This is a genomic window from Streptomyces albiflavescens, from assembly GCF_014645835.1.
Classification (GTDB): Bacteria; Actinomycetota; Actinomycetes; order Streptomycetales; family Streptomycetaceae; genus Streptomyces; species Streptomyces albiflavescens.
In genome coordinates, this window is sequence record NZ_BMMM01000007.1 from 107014 (window position 1) to 123174 (window position 16161).

General features: G+C 69.2%; 15 protein-coding genes. 9 read left to right on the forward strand and 6 right to left on the reverse strand.

Annotated elements, in window-relative coordinates; all coding sequences use genetic code 11:
• Window positions 1-25 precede the first annotated feature (25 nt).
• The 5 genes from IEY95_RS20290 to IEY95_RS20310 all read left to right on the forward strand — a co-directional run bounded on the left by IEY95_RS20290 (window position 26) and on the right by IEY95_RS20310 (window position 5604).
• Window positions 26-799 (forward strand): IclR family transcriptional regulator, encoded by a 774-nt coding sequence (locus IEY95_RS20290; RefSeq protein ID WP_028803360.1) that lies wholly within the window; start codon window positions 26-28, stop codon window positions 797-799.
• Window positions 800-1153: 354 nt separating this feature from the next.
• Window positions 1154-2176, forward strand: coding sequence for a hypothetical protein (locus IEY95_RS20295; RefSeq protein ID WP_189187480.1), 1023 nt, complete (start codon window positions 1154-1156; stop codon window positions 2174-2176).
• Complete coding sequence (locus IEY95_RS20300) at window positions 2173-3432, forward strand: sensor histidine kinase (protein ID WP_189187481.1); 1260 nt, start codon at window positions 2173-2175, stop codon at window positions 3430-3432. Before IEY95_RS20295 ends, IEY95_RS20300 begins: the two co-directional genes overlap by 4 nt.
• Window positions 3429-4097, forward strand: coding sequence for a response regulator transcription factor (locus IEY95_RS20305; RefSeq protein ID WP_189187482.1), 669 nt, complete (start codon window positions 3429-3431; stop codon window positions 4095-4097). Before IEY95_RS20300 ends, IEY95_RS20305 begins: the two co-directional genes overlap by 4 nt.
• 55 nt (window positions 4098-4152) lie before the next feature.
• Window positions 4153-5604: a peptidoglycan D,D-transpeptidase FtsI family protein gene (locus IEY95_RS20310; protein ID WP_189187483.1), complete on the forward strand. Its 1452-nt coding sequence runs from the start codon at window positions 4153-4155 to the stop codon at window positions 5602-5604.
• A gap of 149 nt (window positions 5605-5753) precedes the next feature.
• On the opposite strand, the gene IEY95_RS20315 is transcribed toward IEY95_RS20310, so the two are convergent.
• A complete protein-coding gene (locus IEY95_RS20315; protein ID WP_189187484.1) occupies window positions 5754-7205 on the reverse strand; it encodes an NCS2 family permease in 1452 nt (483 codons plus the stop codon).
• 258 nt (window positions 7206-7463) lie between these two features.
• On the opposite strand from IEY95_RS20315, the gene IEY95_RS20320 reads away from it, so the two are divergent.
• From IEY95_RS20320 to IEY95_RS20335, 4 genes are all read left to right on the forward strand, one after another.
• The gene (locus IEY95_RS20320; RefSeq protein ID WP_189187485.1) at window positions 7464-8030 is read left to right on the forward strand and encodes a SigE family RNA polymerase sigma factor; all 567 of its coding nucleotides are present in this window, start codon (window positions 7464-7466) and stop codon (window positions 8028-8030) included.
• On the forward strand, window positions 8027-8908 hold the full coding sequence (locus IEY95_RS20325; RefSeq protein ID WP_189187486.1) for a hypothetical protein: 882 nt from the start codon (window positions 8027-8029) through the stop codon (window positions 8906-8908). The genes IEY95_RS20320 and IEY95_RS20325 overlap by 4 nt, the downstream gene beginning before the upstream one ends.
• Window positions 8909-8996: 88 nt before the next feature.
• Window positions 8997-9827, forward strand: a complete 831-nt coding sequence (locus IEY95_RS20330) for a pectate lyase (RefSeq protein ID WP_189187487.1) — start codon at window positions 8997-8999, stop codon at window positions 9825-9827.
• Window positions 9828-9876: 49 nt separating this feature from the next.
• A complete protein-coding gene (locus IEY95_RS20335; protein ID WP_189187488.1) occupies window positions 9877-10020 on the forward strand; it encodes a hypothetical protein in 144 nt (47 codons plus the stop codon).
• A gap of 72 nt (window positions 10021-10092) precedes the next feature.
• Here IEY95_RS20335 and IEY95_RS20340 read toward each other — a convergent pair whose 3' ends face one another.
• From IEY95_RS20340 to IEY95_RS20360, 5 genes are all read right to left on the reverse strand, one after another.
• Window positions 10093-11250 carry a right-handed parallel beta-helix repeat-containing protein gene (locus IEY95_RS20340; protein ID WP_189187489.1) on the reverse strand — a complete coding sequence of 386 codons (1158 nt, stop codon included), beginning with the start codon at window positions 11248-11250 and terminating at the stop codon, window positions 10093-10095.
• 282 nt (window positions 11251-11532) lie between these two features.
• Window positions 11533-12327 (reverse strand): HAD family acid phosphatase, encoded by a 795-nt coding sequence (locus IEY95_RS20345; protein ID WP_189187490.1) that lies wholly within the window; start codon window positions 12325-12327, stop codon window positions 11533-11535.
• Between the two features lie 162 nt (window positions 12328-12489).
• Window positions 12490-13602, reverse strand: coding sequence for a right-handed parallel beta-helix repeat-containing protein (locus IEY95_RS20350; RefSeq protein ID WP_189187491.1), 1113 nt, complete (start codon window positions 13600-13602; stop codon window positions 12490-12492).
• A 59-nt stretch (window positions 13603-13661) separates the two neighbouring features.
• A complete protein-coding gene (locus IEY95_RS20355) occupies window positions 13662-14807 on the reverse strand; it encodes a pectinesterase family protein (RefSeq protein WP_189187492.1) in 1146 nt (381 codons plus the stop codon).
• Between the two features lie 2 nt (window positions 14808-14809).
• Window positions 14810-16123 carry a pectate lyase family protein gene (locus IEY95_RS20360; protein WP_189187493.1) on the reverse strand — a complete coding sequence of 438 codons (1314 nt, stop codon included), beginning with the start codon at window positions 16121-16123 and terminating at the stop codon, window positions 14810-14812.
• Between the last annotated feature and the right edge of the window lie 38 nt (window positions 16124-16161).

A 16161-nucleotide genomic window follows, 5' to 3' on the forward strand; every position in this document is an offset into this window, starting at 1 on the left:
CCGTCCAACGAAGGGGTCAAGGGCGATGTCGGCAGGCGAGACAGGCGGCGGGGCGCAGGTCAAGTCCGCGGTACGGACCGTGGAATTGCTCGAATACTTCGCCGGACGGCCCGGAATGCACTCCCTGGCCGCGGTCCAGGAGGCCGTCGGATATCCCAAGTCCAGCCTGTACATGCTGCTGCGTACGCTCGTGGAGCTCGGCTGGGTCGAGACGGACGCGACGGGCACGCGGTACGGCATCGGCGTACGGGCGCTGCTGGTCGGCACGTCGTACATCGACGGCGACGAGGTGGTCGCCGCGGCCAGGCCCACGCTGGACCGGCTCTCCGACGACACGACGGAGACGATCCACCTGGCGCGCCTGGACGGCACGAACGTCGTCTACCTGGCCACCCGCCAGTCCCAGCACTACCTCCGCCCCTTCACCCGGGTGGGCCGCCGACTGCCCGCCCACTCGACCTCCCTCGGCAAGGCGCTGCTCGCCACCCACACCGACGAGCAGGTCCGCAAGATGCTCCCGGAGACGCTTCCCGCGCTCACCGAGCACACGATCACCGACCGGGAGAAGCTCATCGAGGAGCTGCACCAGGTGCGGGAGCAGGGCTTCGCGGTGGACCGCGAGGAGAACACGCTGGGGCTGCGCTGCTTCGGCGTGGCGATCCCGTACCGCACGCCCGCACGTGACGCGATCAGCTGCTCGGTCCCGGTGGCCCGTCTCACCCCCGCACACGAGCAGATGGTCAAGGACGCGCTGTTCGACGCGCGCGACCGGCTCACGCTCGCGACGCGCAGGCTCTGACCTGTCCGCCATGGATGTCACCCTGCGCGAGGAGTGCGGCTTCCGCGTGACCGCCCGGACCAGCGGTTACGCCAACGCCCGCGGCGCGGAGACACCCGAACTCGTGCTCACCCTGGAGGCCTGAGCACGACGTGGACCACGCCGGGCCCGGGGCCGGCTCGCCGCCGCCACACAGCACCGCGGCGACCGAGCCCCGCGGCGACGGGGTTCCGTAGAGGCGGGCGCCCACACCGCGCGGCGTGCCTCGGCGGTGCCGGGGCCCTCCGCACGGCAGACGGCCCTCCCCCGTCCGGCGGAGGCGGATCGTCGTCGCGCACGACGTGGGGCGAGGGTCCGCCACGGGAGCGTGGAAGCATGACGCAGACACTCGCCTCCGCCTCGGACACGCCCCCCGCGGGATCCGTGAGCGGCACCCGGCTTCGCCGGATCCTCCGCAACGTCGCCATCGTCTCGTGCGCGCCGTATCTCTCCCTCAAGGTCGCCTGGATCGCCGGGAGTCACCTCGGTATCCCGGAGGGGAGCTCGCTGCTGGAGCACCGGACCGGCATGGCCGTGGCCAACGGCGTCACCGTGCTGATGGACGGGGCCGTCATCGTGATCGCGCTGGTGCTGACCCGGCCCTGGGGACTGCGGGTGCCCGCGTGGCTGCCGGCCTTCCCGGTGTGGGTGGCCACCGGCCTGCTCACGCCGATCATGACCGGCTTCCCGCTCCAGATCCTGGTGAAGGCCCTCGGCGGCTCCGGGAACAAGGCCTTGGAGAGCGGGCGGGAGCCGTTCCTGGACGAGTGGGTGTTCGGGGTCGTCTACACCGGGTTCATCGTGCAGGGCCTCGCGCTGGGCACCCTGTTCGTGCTGTACGCGCGGGACCGCTGGGGGTACCTGTGGCGCGGGAGGGTGTGGGAGCTGCCGGTCAGCCGGGTGGGCGCGGCCCAGCGCGCGACAGCGGTCGCGGCGGCCGTACTCGCGCTGTTCCCGCTCACCACGCACCTGCTGTGGGCATGCGGCGGCACGGCGGGGCTGAGCGCGGGCCGGGTCGCGGACCGGACCAGCGACTTCTACGTACTGGAGGCCATGTACGTCGTATTCCTGGTGTCCACCGTCGCCGGCGCGTGGATGCTCGCCTTCCGGCGCGGGCGGGCCCTGCCCGTGACGGTGCCCCTCGCCCTCGCCTGGACCGGCTCCGGGGCGGTGGCCTGCTGGGGCGGCTGGCTGTCACTGGCCGGTCTCGGCGTGGAGGACATCGCCAAGCGCCCGACGGAGCTGATGGACCTCACCTACGCTGTGCACATGATCGTCGGCATGCTCGTGGTCACCCTCGGCGCGAACTTCTTCGCCGAGCGGACCGGCGCTGCCAGGCCGCCACGGCGCACCGCGTGAGGGAGTTCGCCCGGTTCCTGTTCGGACGGCGGGCGCGCCGGCGGTGGATCCATCTGATCCTCGGCGGCGCGCTCGCGATGCCGTACGTCCTCGTCGGTGAGGTCATCGTCGGCCCGGTCACCGACTCGCGTTACGTGTTCAACTCGCTCCCCCTCCAACTCATGTCCTTCGCCGTCGGGTTGCCGCTCGCCGCGATCACCGCGCTGTTTCCGCTGACCCGACCGATGTCGGTGGCCGGGGTGCGCGCGCTGTGCGGGGTCGACGGCGACGAGCTCGCCGACGGGCCCCCGCGCACCTGGGCGGCCCGTCGGCGCACCGCCGGCTGGTTCACGCTGCACCTCGGCTTCGGCGGGGTCATCAGCGGAATGTCGCTGGCCGTACCGCCCTTCGCGGCGGTTCTCATCGTGCTGCCGGTCGTCGCGGGGCTGCGCGACTCCCGGCTGGGGCTGCCCGAAGTCCTCGACCACACCTGGGCGTTGGCGCTGTCGCCGGTCGCCGGGGTCGCGACGCTGATCGCCCTCGCGGCCTGCGCCGCCGCCTCGGGGAACCTGCTGGCCCGCTGGGCGCCCGCGCTGCTCGGGCCCACGCCCGAGGACCGGCTCGCGGCAGCCGAACGCCGCGCCGCCGACCTCGCCGTACGCAACCGGCTCGCCCGCGAACTGCACGACTCCGTCGGCCACGCCCTCAGCGCGGTCACCCTCCAGGCGAGCGCCGCCCGCCGCGTCCTCGACACCGACCCGGACTTCGTCCGCGAGGCCCTCGCCGCGATAGAGGACACCACGCGGCGGACGGTGGGAGAACTGGACGCGGTGCTGGGCGTGTTGCGCGAGGGCGACGATCGTTCCACCGCTCCGGCCCCGACCCTCGCCGCCGACCTCGACGGCCTGCTGCGCCGCACCCGCGCCGGCGGCCTCCGCGTCACCGCCACCGTCGAAGTGGACCCGGCCGACCTGCACCCGCTCGTCTCCCGGGAGGCGTACCGCATCGTGCAGGAGGGCCTGAGCAACGCCCTCAAACACGCGGGCGCGCGAACACCGGTGGACCTGCGCATCGCGGGGAGCGGCAACGAACTGGAGATCACCACGGAGAACCCGACCTCGGCAACCGGCGCTCCCCGCCCGGGCGGCGGTCACGGCTTGCGTGGCATCGCCGACCGTGCCCGGCTGCTCGGCGGCACGTGCGAGGCGGGCCCGGCGGACGGAGTGTGGCGGCTGACCGTACGACTGCCCGTCGAAAGAATCGAAGGACCCTCATGACCAGCCCGCGCGCCGACTCCCTCCGCATCGTCCTCGCCGACGACGAACGCATGGTGCGCACCGCCCTGCGCGCGATCCTCACCGCCGAGCCCGACCTGGAGGTCGTCGGCGAGGCGGCGACCGGTGCCGAGGCCGTGTCGGTCGTCCGGGACCTCACACCGGACGTCGTCCTCATGGACGTACGCATGCCCGAGATCGACGGCATCCGCGCCACCGAGCAGATCCTCGCGACGCTGCCCGATCCCCCGCGCATCGTCGTGGTGACCACCTTCGAGAACGACGCCTACGTGTACGAGGCGCTGCGCGCCGGAGCCTCGGGGTTCCTGCTCAAACGGGCCGACGCGGATGCGCTCGTGCAGGCCGTACGGCTGGTCGCGCACAGCGACACGCTGCTCTTCCCGTCGGCGGTGCGGGCGCTGGCCGCCGAGCACGCACGGTCGCGGCCCACCCCGCCGCCATGGGTGGCGAAGCTCACCGCGCGGGAGCGCGACGTACTGCGGCTGATGGCCACGGGGCTCACGAACGCCGAGATCGCTGGGCGCATCGGGGTCGGCCCCGCGACGGTGAAGACGCATGTCGCGGCCGTCCTGGCGAAGACAGGCACCCGCGACCGCACCCAGGCGGTGATCGCCGCCTACGAAGCGGGCTTCATGAAGGAGTCATGAGAAATCCGGGCGGAAGGGAACGATCCGCACCTCTTCCCTCGTCCTTCTGAGCGGGATGAACAAGACGATCAGGCGTGCCGCCGTCTTCAGTCTGCTGCTCGTGCTCTCCCTGCTGATCAGGGCGACCTGGGTGCAGTTCTACGACGGCAAGGCGCTCGCGGAGAACAAGGACAACCGGCGGAACGCGATATCGCTGTACGCGAACCCGCTCGGGAACATCATCGTGGCCGGCGACGCGATCACCGGTTCCGCGCAGACGAAGGGCAGCGACCTCAAGTACAAGCGCACGTACAAGGACGGCAGTCTGTACGCGGCGGTCACGGGCTACAGCTCACAGGTGTACGGGGCGACCCAGCTGGAGGGCATCTACCAGGACCTGCTGGACGGCACCGACAGTCAGCTGAAGAACCCGCTCGACGCGATCACCAACAAGCGCGCCGACCCCGGTGACGTGATCACGACGATCGACCCGGATGTGCAGAAGGCGGCCTACGACGCGCTCGGCCACAAGAAGGGCGCGGCCGTCGCGATCGATCCCAGGACGGGCAAGATCCTCGCGGTCGTCTCGACACCGTCGTACGACCCCACGACGATCAGCGCGGGCAACGACAGCGTCTGGAAGAAGCTGAAGGACGACCCCGACAAGCCGCTGGTGAACCGCGCGCTGCGCCAGCCGCTGCCGCCGGGCTCGACGTTCAAGCTGGTCGTCGCGGCGGCCGCGCTGGAGGACGGGCTGTACTCGGACGTGGACGCGAGGACGGCCAGCCCGGACCCGTACACGCTGCCGGGCACGACCCGGGCGCTGTCGAACGAGAACCCGAACGCGCCCTGCAAGAACGCCTCGATCCGCGTCGCGCTGCAGTACTCGTGCAACAACGTCTTCGCGAAGATGGCCGTCGACCTGGGCCAGGACAAGGTCAAGGCGATGGCCGAGAAGTTCGGCTTCAACGACAAGACGCAGGACGTACCGGTCCGGGCGTACACCAGCGTGTACCCCTCGGACATGGACAAGTCCTCCACGGCACTGACCGGCATCGGCCAGTTCGACGTGACCGCGACCCCGCTCCAGATGGTCATGGTGTCCGCTGCCATAGCCAACGACGGCAAGCTGGTCTCACCGCACATGGTGTCGCAGACCAGTGACGCCGACGGCAATGTGCTGAAGAACTACGACGACAGCACGGACACCAAGGAGATCGTCAGCTCGTCCACGGCCCAGCAGCTCCAGTCGGCGATGCAGACGGTCATCGAGGACGGCACGGGCACGAACGCCCGGATCGCCGGCGCGACCGTGGGCGGCAAGACCGGTACGGCCCAGCACGGCGAGAACAACAGCAAGACGCCGTACGCCTGGTTCACGTCGTACGCGAAGTCCGACTCCAACGACAAGGAAGTCGCCGTGGCGGTCATCGTCGAACAGTCCGACGCCGCCCGCTCCGAGGTCAGCGGCAACGGCTTGGCGGCCCCGGTGGCCAAGGCAATGATGAAGGCGGCCCTGAAGAGCTAGGGGGTTTCTGATGGATCTCCGCGGCGTCCCGCTTCCCCGCGCCCTGTCCGGGAGCGCCCTGTACGGGAGCGCCCCGAAGGGGCGCGGGGAACCGTGCGACCGGCCACAACAAGCCCGCAGCCGAGCAACCAACCACCTGCGGAAGCCGCTTACTTCACGTTGAACAACTGCTCGACCGGGTCGATCGCGAAGTACACCAGGAACAGCGCCGAAGCGGCCCACAGCAGCCAGTGCACGTCCTTCGCCTTGCCAAGGACCGTCTTGATCAGGACGTACGCCAGGAACCCGGCACCGATGCCGTTGGTGATGGAGTACGTGAACGGCATCACCGCGATGGTCAGGAACGCCGGGATGGCGATCTCGTACTTGTCCCAGTCGATGTGCTTGACCTGGGTCATCATCAGGAAGCCGACCGCGACCAGCGCGGGGGCGGCGGCCTGGAGCGGGACGATGGTCAGCAGCGGCGTGAGGAAGAGCGCGAGGGCGAAGAGGCCGCCCGTGACCAGGTTGGCGAAACCGGTGCGCGCGCCCTCACCGACGCCCGCCGCGGACTCGATGTACGAGGTCGAGGAGGACGCCGAGGCCGCGCCGCCCGCGACCGCCGCCGCGCCGTCGATGAGCAGCACCCGGCCGAGGTTGGGCACCTTGCCCTCGTCGTCGAGCAGTCCCGCCTCGGCGCTGATGCCGACGACCGTGCCCATGGTGTCGAAGAAGTCGGACAGGATGAGGGTGAAGACGAGCAGGACGACGGTGATCGCGCTGGTCTCGCCGAAGGAGCCGAACAGGCTGAAGTGACCGAGCAGTCCGAAGTCCGGCGAGGCCACCACGTCGTCGGGGACCTTCGGCGTGGTCAGGCCCCAACTCTTGATGTCCGCAGCAGAGTTGATGATGATCGCCACGATCGTCATGGTGACGATGCTGATCAGGATCGCACCCTTGACCTTGCGCGCGAGCAGCCCGATGGTCAGCAGAACTCCGAGGCAGAAGACCAGAATCGGCCAGCCGGCGAGCGCGCCCGTGCCGCCGAGCTGCACCGGCACCGTCGTGTTCGCGACGTCCGGGATACGGGTGACGAACCCGGCGTCCACGAAACCGATGAAGGCGATGAACAGGCCGATGCCGACACTGATCGCCTGCTTCAGCGGCTGCGGTATCGCGTGCATGACGGCTTCGCGCAGGCCCGTCACCACCAGCACACAGATGAGCAGGCCCTCGAGGACGATCAGGCCCATCGCGTCGTCCCAGCTCATCAGCGGGGCGATCTGGAAGGCGACGACCGCGTTGAGGCCGAGGCCCGCGGCGAGCGCGAGCGGGAGGTTGCCGCCGACGCCCATGATGATCGTCATGACCGCGGCCACCAGGGCGGTGGCGGTGGTCAGTTGGACGGCGTCGAGCTGGTGGCCGAACTTGTCCTTGGCGCTGCCCAGGATGATCGGATTCAGGACAAGGATGTAGGCCATGGTGAAGAACGTGGCGAATCCGCCGCGTATCTCCCGGCCGAAGGTGGAGCCCCGGGCGGAGATCTTGAAGAACCGATCGACGCTGTTCCCTGCCGGTGGCGCGGCACTTGGCCGGTCGGTCACCTTCTGCGTTTCGGACATGGCGATACTCCTCGCTACCTGCGTGCTGGGTGTGCGGATGCTGGCTGGATTGTTCCCCCGTTGAACCGCTTTCAGGTTTTCCCCGTGTTACGGAATCGAGTTCGGCCTGCCATACGGTGTTCGAAGACCCGTACGGAACGCTGGTACGCTCTCGCATCTCGCCCCGCGCGAACACCCTTTCTTCACAGGTGAGATTCAGGGGCCGTATACGCACACACCTGCACCGGAACCGATAGCCGCAGCGAGGAGAGGTCGCCCGTGGGCACTGTCGTCGACGACGCCACCTCCGCGGAGTTCCACGCCTTCTTCGAACGGCACTACGCCGAACTGGCCCGCCTGGCACACCTGTTGACCGGCGAGGCGGACGCCGCCGACGATCTGGCGGCGGACGCGCTGCTCGCGCTGTGGCACCGCTGGGACCGGGTGCGCGCGGCGGACCACCCGGTGGCGTACGCGCGCGGCGTGGTCGCCAACCTCGCCCGCACCCGCATACGCAGCGCCGTGCGGGAGCGCCGGCGGATCACGCTGTTCTGGTCGCAGCGCGAGGACACGGCCGAGAACCCCGACGTCCCGGGCAGGATCGATGTACAGGAAGCGCTGCGCAGACTGCCGTTCCGCAAGCGCGCGTGTGTCGTTCTCCGGCATGCTTTCGACCTCTCCGAGAAGGACACGGCTCTCGCCCTCGGGGTCTCCGTGGGTACGGTGAAGAGCCAGACGTCGAAGGGCATGGCGGAATTGAAGCGGCTTCTCGGCACCGACGAGGCACCGGTGCGGGTGCACGCGGGAGTGCTGCCCACGGGCGGAGCCGGAGGTAGGGCCCGATGAGGAAGGCGCAGGACGTGCACGACGAGCTGCGCGCCGGGCTGCGTGAGGCGGCCGAGGCGCACGAGCCCGACCGCGCGCGCATCCTGGCCCGGGTCGAGCGCGGGATGGCCGGCGGCCACGAGCGGCGGCCCGTGCGGCGCGCGGCGCGTCCGCCGCTGCTCGGCTGGGCCCGAGTCGTGGGCGCCACGGCCGCGGTCGCGGGCGTCCTCGCGGTGGGCGGCTACGCGGTCGCCTCGGCGGTGAAGGACGACACCCCGGCGCAGCAGACCGTCGCGGTCTCGCCGACCCCCGATCCCTCGCCGGACGCGACGAGCCGGGCGCCGGTCGCCCCGGACCCCACGCACCGTTCCGGTGCGTCGAAGCACTCGGTGAAGCCGAGTTCGTCGGCTTCCGCAACCCCGACGCCCGGGCATTCCGCCTCCGCCACGGCACAGCCGCCCGCCAAGGGCAACCAGGACGGCCCGCTCTGGTCCGACGGCTCGGTCGACCCGCACAGCAACGAGTTCTGGGCGCAGAGCAATGTGACCCTGAAGCCGAGCAAGCAACTCGCCTCGCTCACCGTCGAATTGAAGATCAGGCAAACGGGCGGGGTCACCGACGCGGGCGCCTGGCGTTCGCTGCCCGAGGACGACTTCACCACGACGCTCACGGAGAAGGACGGCTTTCTCGTCTACACCTGGGTGCTCAAGCCGGACCACACGGTCTGGCCGGGCGAGTGGGTGTTCGCGGGCCAGTACGACCACGACCGCGGTGGCCGGGACGCGAAGGACGACAGCTACTCGGCGACGGCCACCACCACGGACGGCGACCAGTCCACCGTGACCGGCGACTTCGCGGCCCAGGGCGGCAACGACTCGGCCTCCGACGGGGATTCGTAGGAGAATTTCCGAAGGGGCGGCAACCCTCTCCTCGGCAGTGGCGACCAGGAGACGCAATGGTCTCCTCCCCACTCAAGGAACTCCGTTCATGACTGCACGAGTTGAACAGCGCGTCCGCCATCGCCGCCGGGTCACCAAGCGGCGTGCCGCGATCGGCGGCGTGGCCGCTCTCGGCCTCAGCGGCGCGGCGCTCGTCACCACGACGATGCTGTCCTCGGCCGGCGCGGCGTCGGCCTGGCCGACGGCCACGGGCAGCAAGGCCGTCCCGTCGACGATCCCGGTGTCCGGCACGTACGACGGCAAGCTGAAGAAGTTCTACGGCAGCGGCGAGCTCGGCACCGACAGCCAGGACGAGGACCAGGGCCCCCTCTTCGAGCTGGCCGACGGCGCCACCCTCAAGAACGTCATCATCGGCACCCCGGGCACCGACGGCGTCCACTGCCTGGGCAGCTGCACGCTCCAGAACGTGTGGTGGCTGGATGTCGGCGAGGACGCGGCGAGCTTCAAGGGCAAGTCGTCGTCGGCCGTGTACAAGGTCTACGGCGGCGGGGCGAAGAACGCCGACGACAAGGTGCTGCAGTTCAACGGCGCCGGCAAGCTCGTCGTCAGCAAGTTCCAGGTCGAGAACTCCGGCAAGCTGGTGCGCTCCTGCGGCAACTGCAAGACGCAGTACCAGCGCACGATCATCATCAACGACGTGGATGTCACCGCGCCCCTGAAGGCGATCGTCGGCGTCAACTCCAACTACGGCGACACAGCCTCCCTGCGCAGGGTGCGCATCCACGGCGACAGCGGCAAGAAGATCAAGACCTGCGTCCGTTTCCAGGGCAACAACACCGGCAAGGAACCCACTGAGCTGGGAACCGGCCCGGACGGCACGTCCTGCAGGTTCACGGCTTCCGACATCAGCTACGAGTGACGGAATCCTCTTGGGCCCCACCAGGCGTTCGTGCCGCGGAATGAACCACATGTTCGCTTTCCGCGTCCCTACCAGTGCGTGGCAGACGGACGCCGGGTACGACGTCCTGAAGCTCGACATCGTCAGTGGTTCGACCTGCTCGGCCAATCTCGGCCCGGGCAGGTCGTTCGACTGCGTTGACCTGCTGACCTGAGCCCCCCTCGGTCAGCAGAGGAACGCCCCCGCCGGTGACGACCGGCGGGGGCGTTCGTTCATGCGCGACGGGTCAGTTCATGGTCGAGCCGATGGTCGTGGAGCCCGTGGTCAGGAACGTCGTCGAGGGCAGTGAACCGCTCGACGAGCGGGCTCCGTACGCGGTCGTCGCGTCCGTCGACGTGAAGGCCGGCGTCGGGACGCCGCGGTCCCAGTTGTTGGCCGCGGAGACCGTGGCGGAGCCGAGCTTGTCCAGACCGCCCTTATTGCTCACCGCAAGGTTCCTGGCGAGCCGCGCCTTGCCCGTGGCGAAGTAGAAGCCGGCCTCGGTATTGGCGTACGCGGTGTTCCTGTTCAGCACGATCGCCCCAGTGTTGGAGTTCTCGGTGAAGCCGTTCAGTGTGTTGTCCCAGGCGGCGTTATTGTTCACGACGTGCGCGACGGCGACTCCGCCGCCGCCCAGCTTGAACCCGTTGCCGTTGCCCTCGAAGGCCGCGTCGTTCCAGCGGTTCTTGCCGTTGCCGAAGGCCCAGGAGTGCTCGATGGTGACGGGTGAGGAGAACTGCCAGAGATCGAGGCCGTCGTCCGAGTTGTTGTAGAGGCGCGCACCGGTGATCTTGTTGCCGGTGCCGGAGCCGAACTTGATCGCGATGCCGTCGGCGTTCTGGCCGTGGCCCGCCGTGTCGTAGTTGCCGTAACTGTCCAGGTTCTGCACGAGGTTGTTCGTCGTGTCGTCGCCGCGCAGGGTGAACCCGGAGTCGCCGTTGTCGGCGGTGACCAGGTTCTTGAAGATGCCGCCGACGGACGAGGTGGCGACGAAGCCCTGGGCGGGCGAGTTCTGCCAGACGATGTTCTGGACGGTCCAGTAGTCGCCGTAGATCCCGGCCAGCCAGGAACCGGCGGCGAGCTGGGAACCGTCGATCTTCACCTTCTCGCTGCCGTACGCGGTGAGCGTGATACGCGTAGAACTGGTGCCGTTGGCCGTGGACTTGAGCGTGGCCGTCGGGTAGTACGTGCCGCCTCGGACCTGGATGGTCGTACCGGCGGCCGCGTTGGCGACGGCCGACTCCAGCTGGGCGGTGGTGGAGACGGTGACCGTGGTGGCGGCGGCCTGGGCCGAGCCGTTGTCCGAGAGACCGAGGCAGACGCCACCCGCCCCCGCGGCGACGGCCACCGCGGCGGCGATCGAGAGCGTGCGGGTCCTGCGGTGGCGTCCGATGCTCTGACGCACGGGGCGTTCCTTTCCTGGGGGAATGGGAGCTGCCGCTCCTGGGGAGTCGGAGCTGCTGCGAAGCGGGCCGGAGGGGCCGCCCCGGCCCGCTTCTGCTCTCTGGTCGCCGCCGCGGCCAAAAGGGTTGCCAAGGTCCGCACGACAGAGACCGAAGGCGGGGACGGCACGCACCGGGAGACCACCGTCGACCGCCTGGAATTCGCCGCCGACGGGACGATTCTGCCGGTGGTGCCGACCCTGGGGTCGATCCGCCCCGTGCGGACCGACCGCTCCTGAAGAGGTTCAGCTGACGAAGTACGTCGGGTTCGGGAGCTTGAACGTCTTGTCGGCGTATCCCCCTTCGAGGTCGGAGTACTGGTCGCCGAAGTTGGCGACGATCTCGTACCCGAGGTCCTCGATGTGCTCGCGGGTGCCGGACTTGTACTGCACGGTCGTGCAGTTCCAGGCGGCGGCCGTGGCGCAGTCACTGAGGTAGGCCGGCGGGTTCGCCGCGTCCTTGAGGAACATGTGGTCGGCGTCGAGGTTGATGTCGGCGCCGACCTTCTTCAGGTTCTCGACCGCGGAGGCGCGCTGCGACTCCTTGAGGCCCGAGTTGTAGAAGACCTCGACACCCTTGGACTCGGCGTACTTGACGAGTTCGGGGGTGCCGAAGACGGCCGGACGGTCGGCCTGGGCCACGTACGCGGCCCAGGAGGCCGAGTTGTACGTGTAGTTGGTCTTCTTCTCGTAGTCGAGGGAGAGCAGCAGTGTGTCGTCGATGTCGAAGACGACCGCGGGGTTCTCGCCGTGGTGCTCGGCCTTGCGCGCCGCCTTGTCGATGTAACGCTTGGCGTCCGACTCCAGGTGCGCCAGGTCCTTGGCGTACTGGCTGTCCGCGGACGCCTGGTACACGCCGTTGCTGTCGAGCGTGGTGCCGTAATAGGTGTCGATGTCCTTGACCAGGAGCCCGATGTTGTACGGCTCGTGGGTGGAGTTCGCCGTCGACTGGCCGGCGGTGGCAACGCCGGTGCCGTACAGGGCAGCGCCGGCGACGACACAAGCGGCGCCTATGGCTGCCGCTCTGAGGGACTTCCGCATGGATTCTCCGATATCTGGGTGTGGTTGGATTCCGCACCAGGTCACGGATTGTCTACGCGCATCACGTACGCCGTGCGAGGGCCTTTATCCGATCGATACCTCCCTCATAGGAAAAGAGAAGCGGGCCGGTGTTCCGGCCCGCTTCCGTCTCCCTGGGCGACGTCAGTTCATCGTGGCGCCGATGGTCGTGAACCCCGTCGTCAGGAACGTGGTCGTGGGCAGCGAGCCGTCGGACTTGCGGGAGTTGTACGTGGTGGTGGCGTCCGTGGAGACGAAGGACGGGGTGGCGATGCCGGAGTCCCAGTTGTTGCCGGCGGAGGTGACCGAGGAGCCCTTGGAGACAGCGGCGGAGCCGTTGCTCACGGCCAGGTTCTTGCCGAGCTTCGCGGAGCTGGTGGCGAAGTAGTAGCCGTACTTGCCGTTGGCGTACGAGGTGGTGCGGTTGATGACGATCGCTCCGGTGTTGGAGTTCTCGGTGAAGCCGTTGCCCGCGTCGTCCCAGGCCGCGGAGTTGTTGACGACATGCGCGACCACCTCGCCGTCGCCGCCCAGTTTGTAGCCGTTGCCGTCGCCCGCGAAGGCCGAGTCGGACCAGCGGTTCTTGCCGTTGCCGAAGGACCAGGTGTGCTCGATGGTGACGGGGGACGAGAAGGACCAGAGGTCGATGCCGTCGTCCGAGTTGTTGTACAGGCGGGCGCCGGTGATCAGATTGCCGGTGCCGGAGCCGAACTTCACCGCGACGCCGTCCGCGTTCTCGCCGTGGCCCGCGGCGTCGTAGTTGCCGTACGCATCGATGTTCCTGACCGTGTTGTTGACGGTGCCGTCGCCGGTGAGCGTGAAGCCGGAGTCGCCGCCGTTGATGGTCTTGATGTTGTTCCAGTTCGTGCCGGTGCAGGACTGGCAGACGACGGCGCTGTCGGGCGAGTTCTGGAAGGTGATGCCCGAGACGTTCCAGTAGTCGGCCGTCAGCTTGAAGATCCAGTCGCCCGACGGCAGCGACAAACCGTCGATCTTCACTGTCTCCGAGCCGTATGCCTGCAGGGTGACCGGGTTCGACGAGGTGCCGTTGGCGGTCGACTGGAGAGTGGCCGTCGGGTAGTACGTGCCGCCGCGCACCTGGATGACGGTGCCGGCGGTGGCGTTCTTGATGGCGCTGGTGAGGTCGGCCGTGGTGCTGACGACAACCGTCGCCGCCTGGGCCTGGGTGGGGAGGACGGCGAGTCCGGCGCCGAGCGCCAGAGCCGCGGTGAGGGCGAGAGCGGTACGACGAGACATAGGAGTGCGGTCCTTTCGTCGATTCCTTCGGGGATGTGCCGAAGGCTCGCCGGCGCATCTCAGCACCCCTGCCCCGGGGTCCAGTCGCCGAGGTGCACCTGGCGGGTCGCCGACTCGGCTTCCTCGTCGGTGAGTTGGGGGCGGTTCGTCGGCACGCTGATCACGGCGCCAGGTCCCGTGTTGCGGTACTCGGCGAACCGCTGGCTCTGCCACGGGTAACCGGCCGACATATTGGTGTAGGGCGCGACCGCGTCGATCCCGGCGTCGAGGCGGGTGTCGCGGACGGTCAGCATCGGCCGGGCCGTGGTGTCCGAGCCGGGCACCCAGGGACGGGCCAGCTTGTAGGAGGCGTCCGGGGCCTCGCTGGTGATCCGGCTCCGGGTGACCAGGTAGCCGCGCGGGTTGGCGACGGCGGTGGACGGCGCGAAGACGAAGCCGTACGGGGCGGCGGCCAGGTCCGTGCGGTTCAGGGTGTGGAAGTGGCAGTGCTCGTACACCGCCGTCGCGCGGCCGAAGACGAAGTCGACGTCACCCTCGATGTAGCAGTCGCGGTAGTACTGACGGGCGAAGGTGCCGAGCGCGATGGAGTCGGCGTACAGCGTGTCCTGGTGCCCGAGGAACCGGCAGTGGTGGAACGCCGAGCGGTCACCCTGCACCTTGATGGCGACGGCCTGGGTGCCGGTGATCTCCGGATGGTCGGCGCGCAGCCAGTCGTTGGCGAAGGTGATCCAGCGGGCCGTGAAGCCGTCGGCGCGCACGGTGGTCGTGGCCGACCCTGTCGTGCCGTAGGTGCCCGAACCGTCCGGCTTCGGCGTGCCGTTGGCGTTGTCGTACACGACGACGACATCGCGCGGATCCTCCGAGGCGCCGATCCAGGTCATCCCGGTCCCCGCGGCGCCGGGCAGGCCCGTGACGGGGTCGATCACTCCTACGGAGACCGTCTCGCGGTACACGCCGGGCGCGATGACCAGGGTGTATCCCGCGCCGGTGGCGGCGGTCACCGCGGCCTGGACGGTGGTGTGGTCACCGGCGCCGTCGGGATGGACGTACAGCGTCCGGTCGGTTCGGCGCGCCGACGGCGACCCGTAGCGCCCGAAGGGGGATCGCTGTGCGGCGCGGGCGGGGGCCGCGAGCCCGAGAGCCAGCGCGGCTCCGGCGCTCGCGACGACGAACGCCCTTCGGCTGAGGGGGAGTTGGGCACTCATGGTCAGCAGATCTTTCCGGCGCCCGCGCGGTGGTCGACGATCCCCGGCACTGCCTTGGGCGAGTCGACATGGGTCCGCAGGGTCGGCGTCCACCCGGCGCCCGGCTGGAGGGTCTCGGCCGGGATCTCCGCGTTGTGCACGGCGATCAGGTCGGTCTCCGTGCCGTTGACGTAGTTGTCGTCGGCGGTGACCGGCGCCTCCTTCCACTTCTTCAGGACCTTGGCCGCGCTGGTCCCGTCGGTCAGCGTGAACGCGTTGTGCTCGGCGACGAGTTGGGACTCCATGCCGATGCCGAAGCTGTAGGAGTACGTGGAGTCGGCCACGAAGTGGTTGTTGTACGAGTCCACTTGGCCGAAGCGGACGCGTGGGGCGCGCTCGACCAGGCCGGTGAACAGGTTGTGGTGGAAGGTGACCTTCAGATGCCCCCGGTCGACGGCGGCGGTCGACGCGCTGTCGCTGTTGCCTATCAGGATCGTCTTGTCGTGGTCGGCGAAGACGTTCCAGGAGGCGGTCACGTAGTCCGCGCCCTTGACGATGTCGAGCTCGCCGTCGTGCTGCTCGTAGATCCGGCCGTAGTACGTCGGCAGCGTGCTGTCCGGGTGGTCCCCGTCGGTGAACGTGTTGTGGTCGAGCCAGATGTGGGTGGCCCCGTACACGACCGCGCTGTCGTACTCGGAGTTCCAGTTCCCGGTGTCGCCGTCGGTCGGGTCCCACTGCGGGAAGCAGTCGAGGGGGCTCTCGAAGGCGAGGTTGCGGACGATGACGTTGTCGACGTCCTTGATCTGCAGGCTCGCGCCCTTGAAGCCCGCCTGCTCGCCGATGCCGACGATCGTGGTGTTGGCGGGGACGTACGCCTTGATGGCGACGTCCTGGTGGGCGGCGGAGGCGGCGCGCAGATCCTCCTGTTCGCCGCTGACCACCTTGTCGTAGCCCCAGACCGCCGGGTCGTAGTCGGCGAGGTACTGGGCGAAGTCGTAGCCGGGAGCGGCGAAGGAGTCGCAGCCCTCGGCGTTGGCGTCGATCGTGCCCTTGACCTTGATGATCTTCGGAGCGCTGCCGCCGTCCGCCAGTGCCGCCTCGAACCCGTCCCAGGTGGTGACGGTGTGGACGTGCGCGGCGTCGGCGGCCGAACCGCCGGTGGTACCGGTGCCGTCGGAGGCCCAACCGTCGCCGGCGGCGAGGGTCTGGCGGGCGAGGTCGCGGGGCTGGGCCTGGGCGGTGGTGCCGATGACGGTGAGCACGAGGGCGGTGCAGCCGATCAGTGCGGCCGCTCGCGCTCCTCTTATGGCGTGCCCATGCCAAATCTGTGTGTTCATTGTGCGGCTCTCTCTTTCCATCGGGTCAGGAGGGTCGG

Excerpts from the sequence above, each read along its gene's own strand:
- IEY95_RS20290 (WP_028803360.1), top strand. The coding sequence starts at position 26 with ATGTCGGCAGGCGAGACAGGCGGCGGGGCGCAGGTCAAGTCCGCGGTA.
- IEY95_RS20295 (WP_189187480.1), top strand. The coding sequence starts at position 1,154 with ATGACGCAGACACTCGCCTCCGCCTCGGACACGCCCCCCGCGGGATCC.
- IEY95_RS20305 (WP_189187482.1), top strand. The coding sequence starts at position 3,429 with ATGACCAGCCCGCGCGCCGACTCCCTCCGCATCGTCCTCGCCGACGAC.
- IEY95_RS20310 (WP_189187483.1), top strand. The coding sequence starts at position 4,153 with ATGAACAAGACGATCAGGCGTGCCGCCGTCTTCAGTCTGCTGCTCGTG.
- IEY95_RS20315 (WP_189187484.1), bottom strand. The coding sequence starts at position 7,205 with ATGTCCGAAACGCAGAAGGTGACCGACCGGCCAAGTGCCGCGCCACCG.
- IEY95_RS20325 (WP_189187486.1), top strand. The coding sequence starts at position 8,027 with ATGAGGAAGGCGCAGGACGTGCACGACGAGCTGCGCGCCGGGCTGCGT.
- IEY95_RS20330 (WP_189187487.1), top strand. The coding sequence starts at position 8,997 with ATGACTGCACGAGTTGAACAGCGCGTCCGCCATCGCCGCCGGGTCACC.
- IEY95_RS20335 (WP_189187488.1), top strand. The coding sequence starts at position 9,877 with ATGTTCGCTTTCCGCGTCCCTACCAGTGCGTGGCAGACGGACGCCGGG.
- IEY95_RS20345 (WP_189187490.1), bottom strand. The coding sequence starts at position 12,327 with ATGCGGAAGTCCCTCAGAGCGGCAGCCATAGGCGCCGCTTGTGTCGTC.
- IEY95_RS20350 (WP_189187491.1), bottom strand. The coding sequence starts at position 13,602 with ATGTCTCGTCGTACCGCTCTCGCCCTCACCGCGGCTCTGGCGCTCGGC.
- IEY95_RS20355 (WP_189187492.1), bottom strand. The coding sequence starts at position 14,807 with ATGAGTGCCCAACTCCCCCTCAGCCGAAGGGCGTTCGTCGTCGCGAGC.
- IEY95_RS20360 (WP_189187493.1), bottom strand. The coding sequence starts at position 16,123 with ATGAACACACAGATTTGGCATGGGCACGCCATAAGAGGAGCGCGAGCG.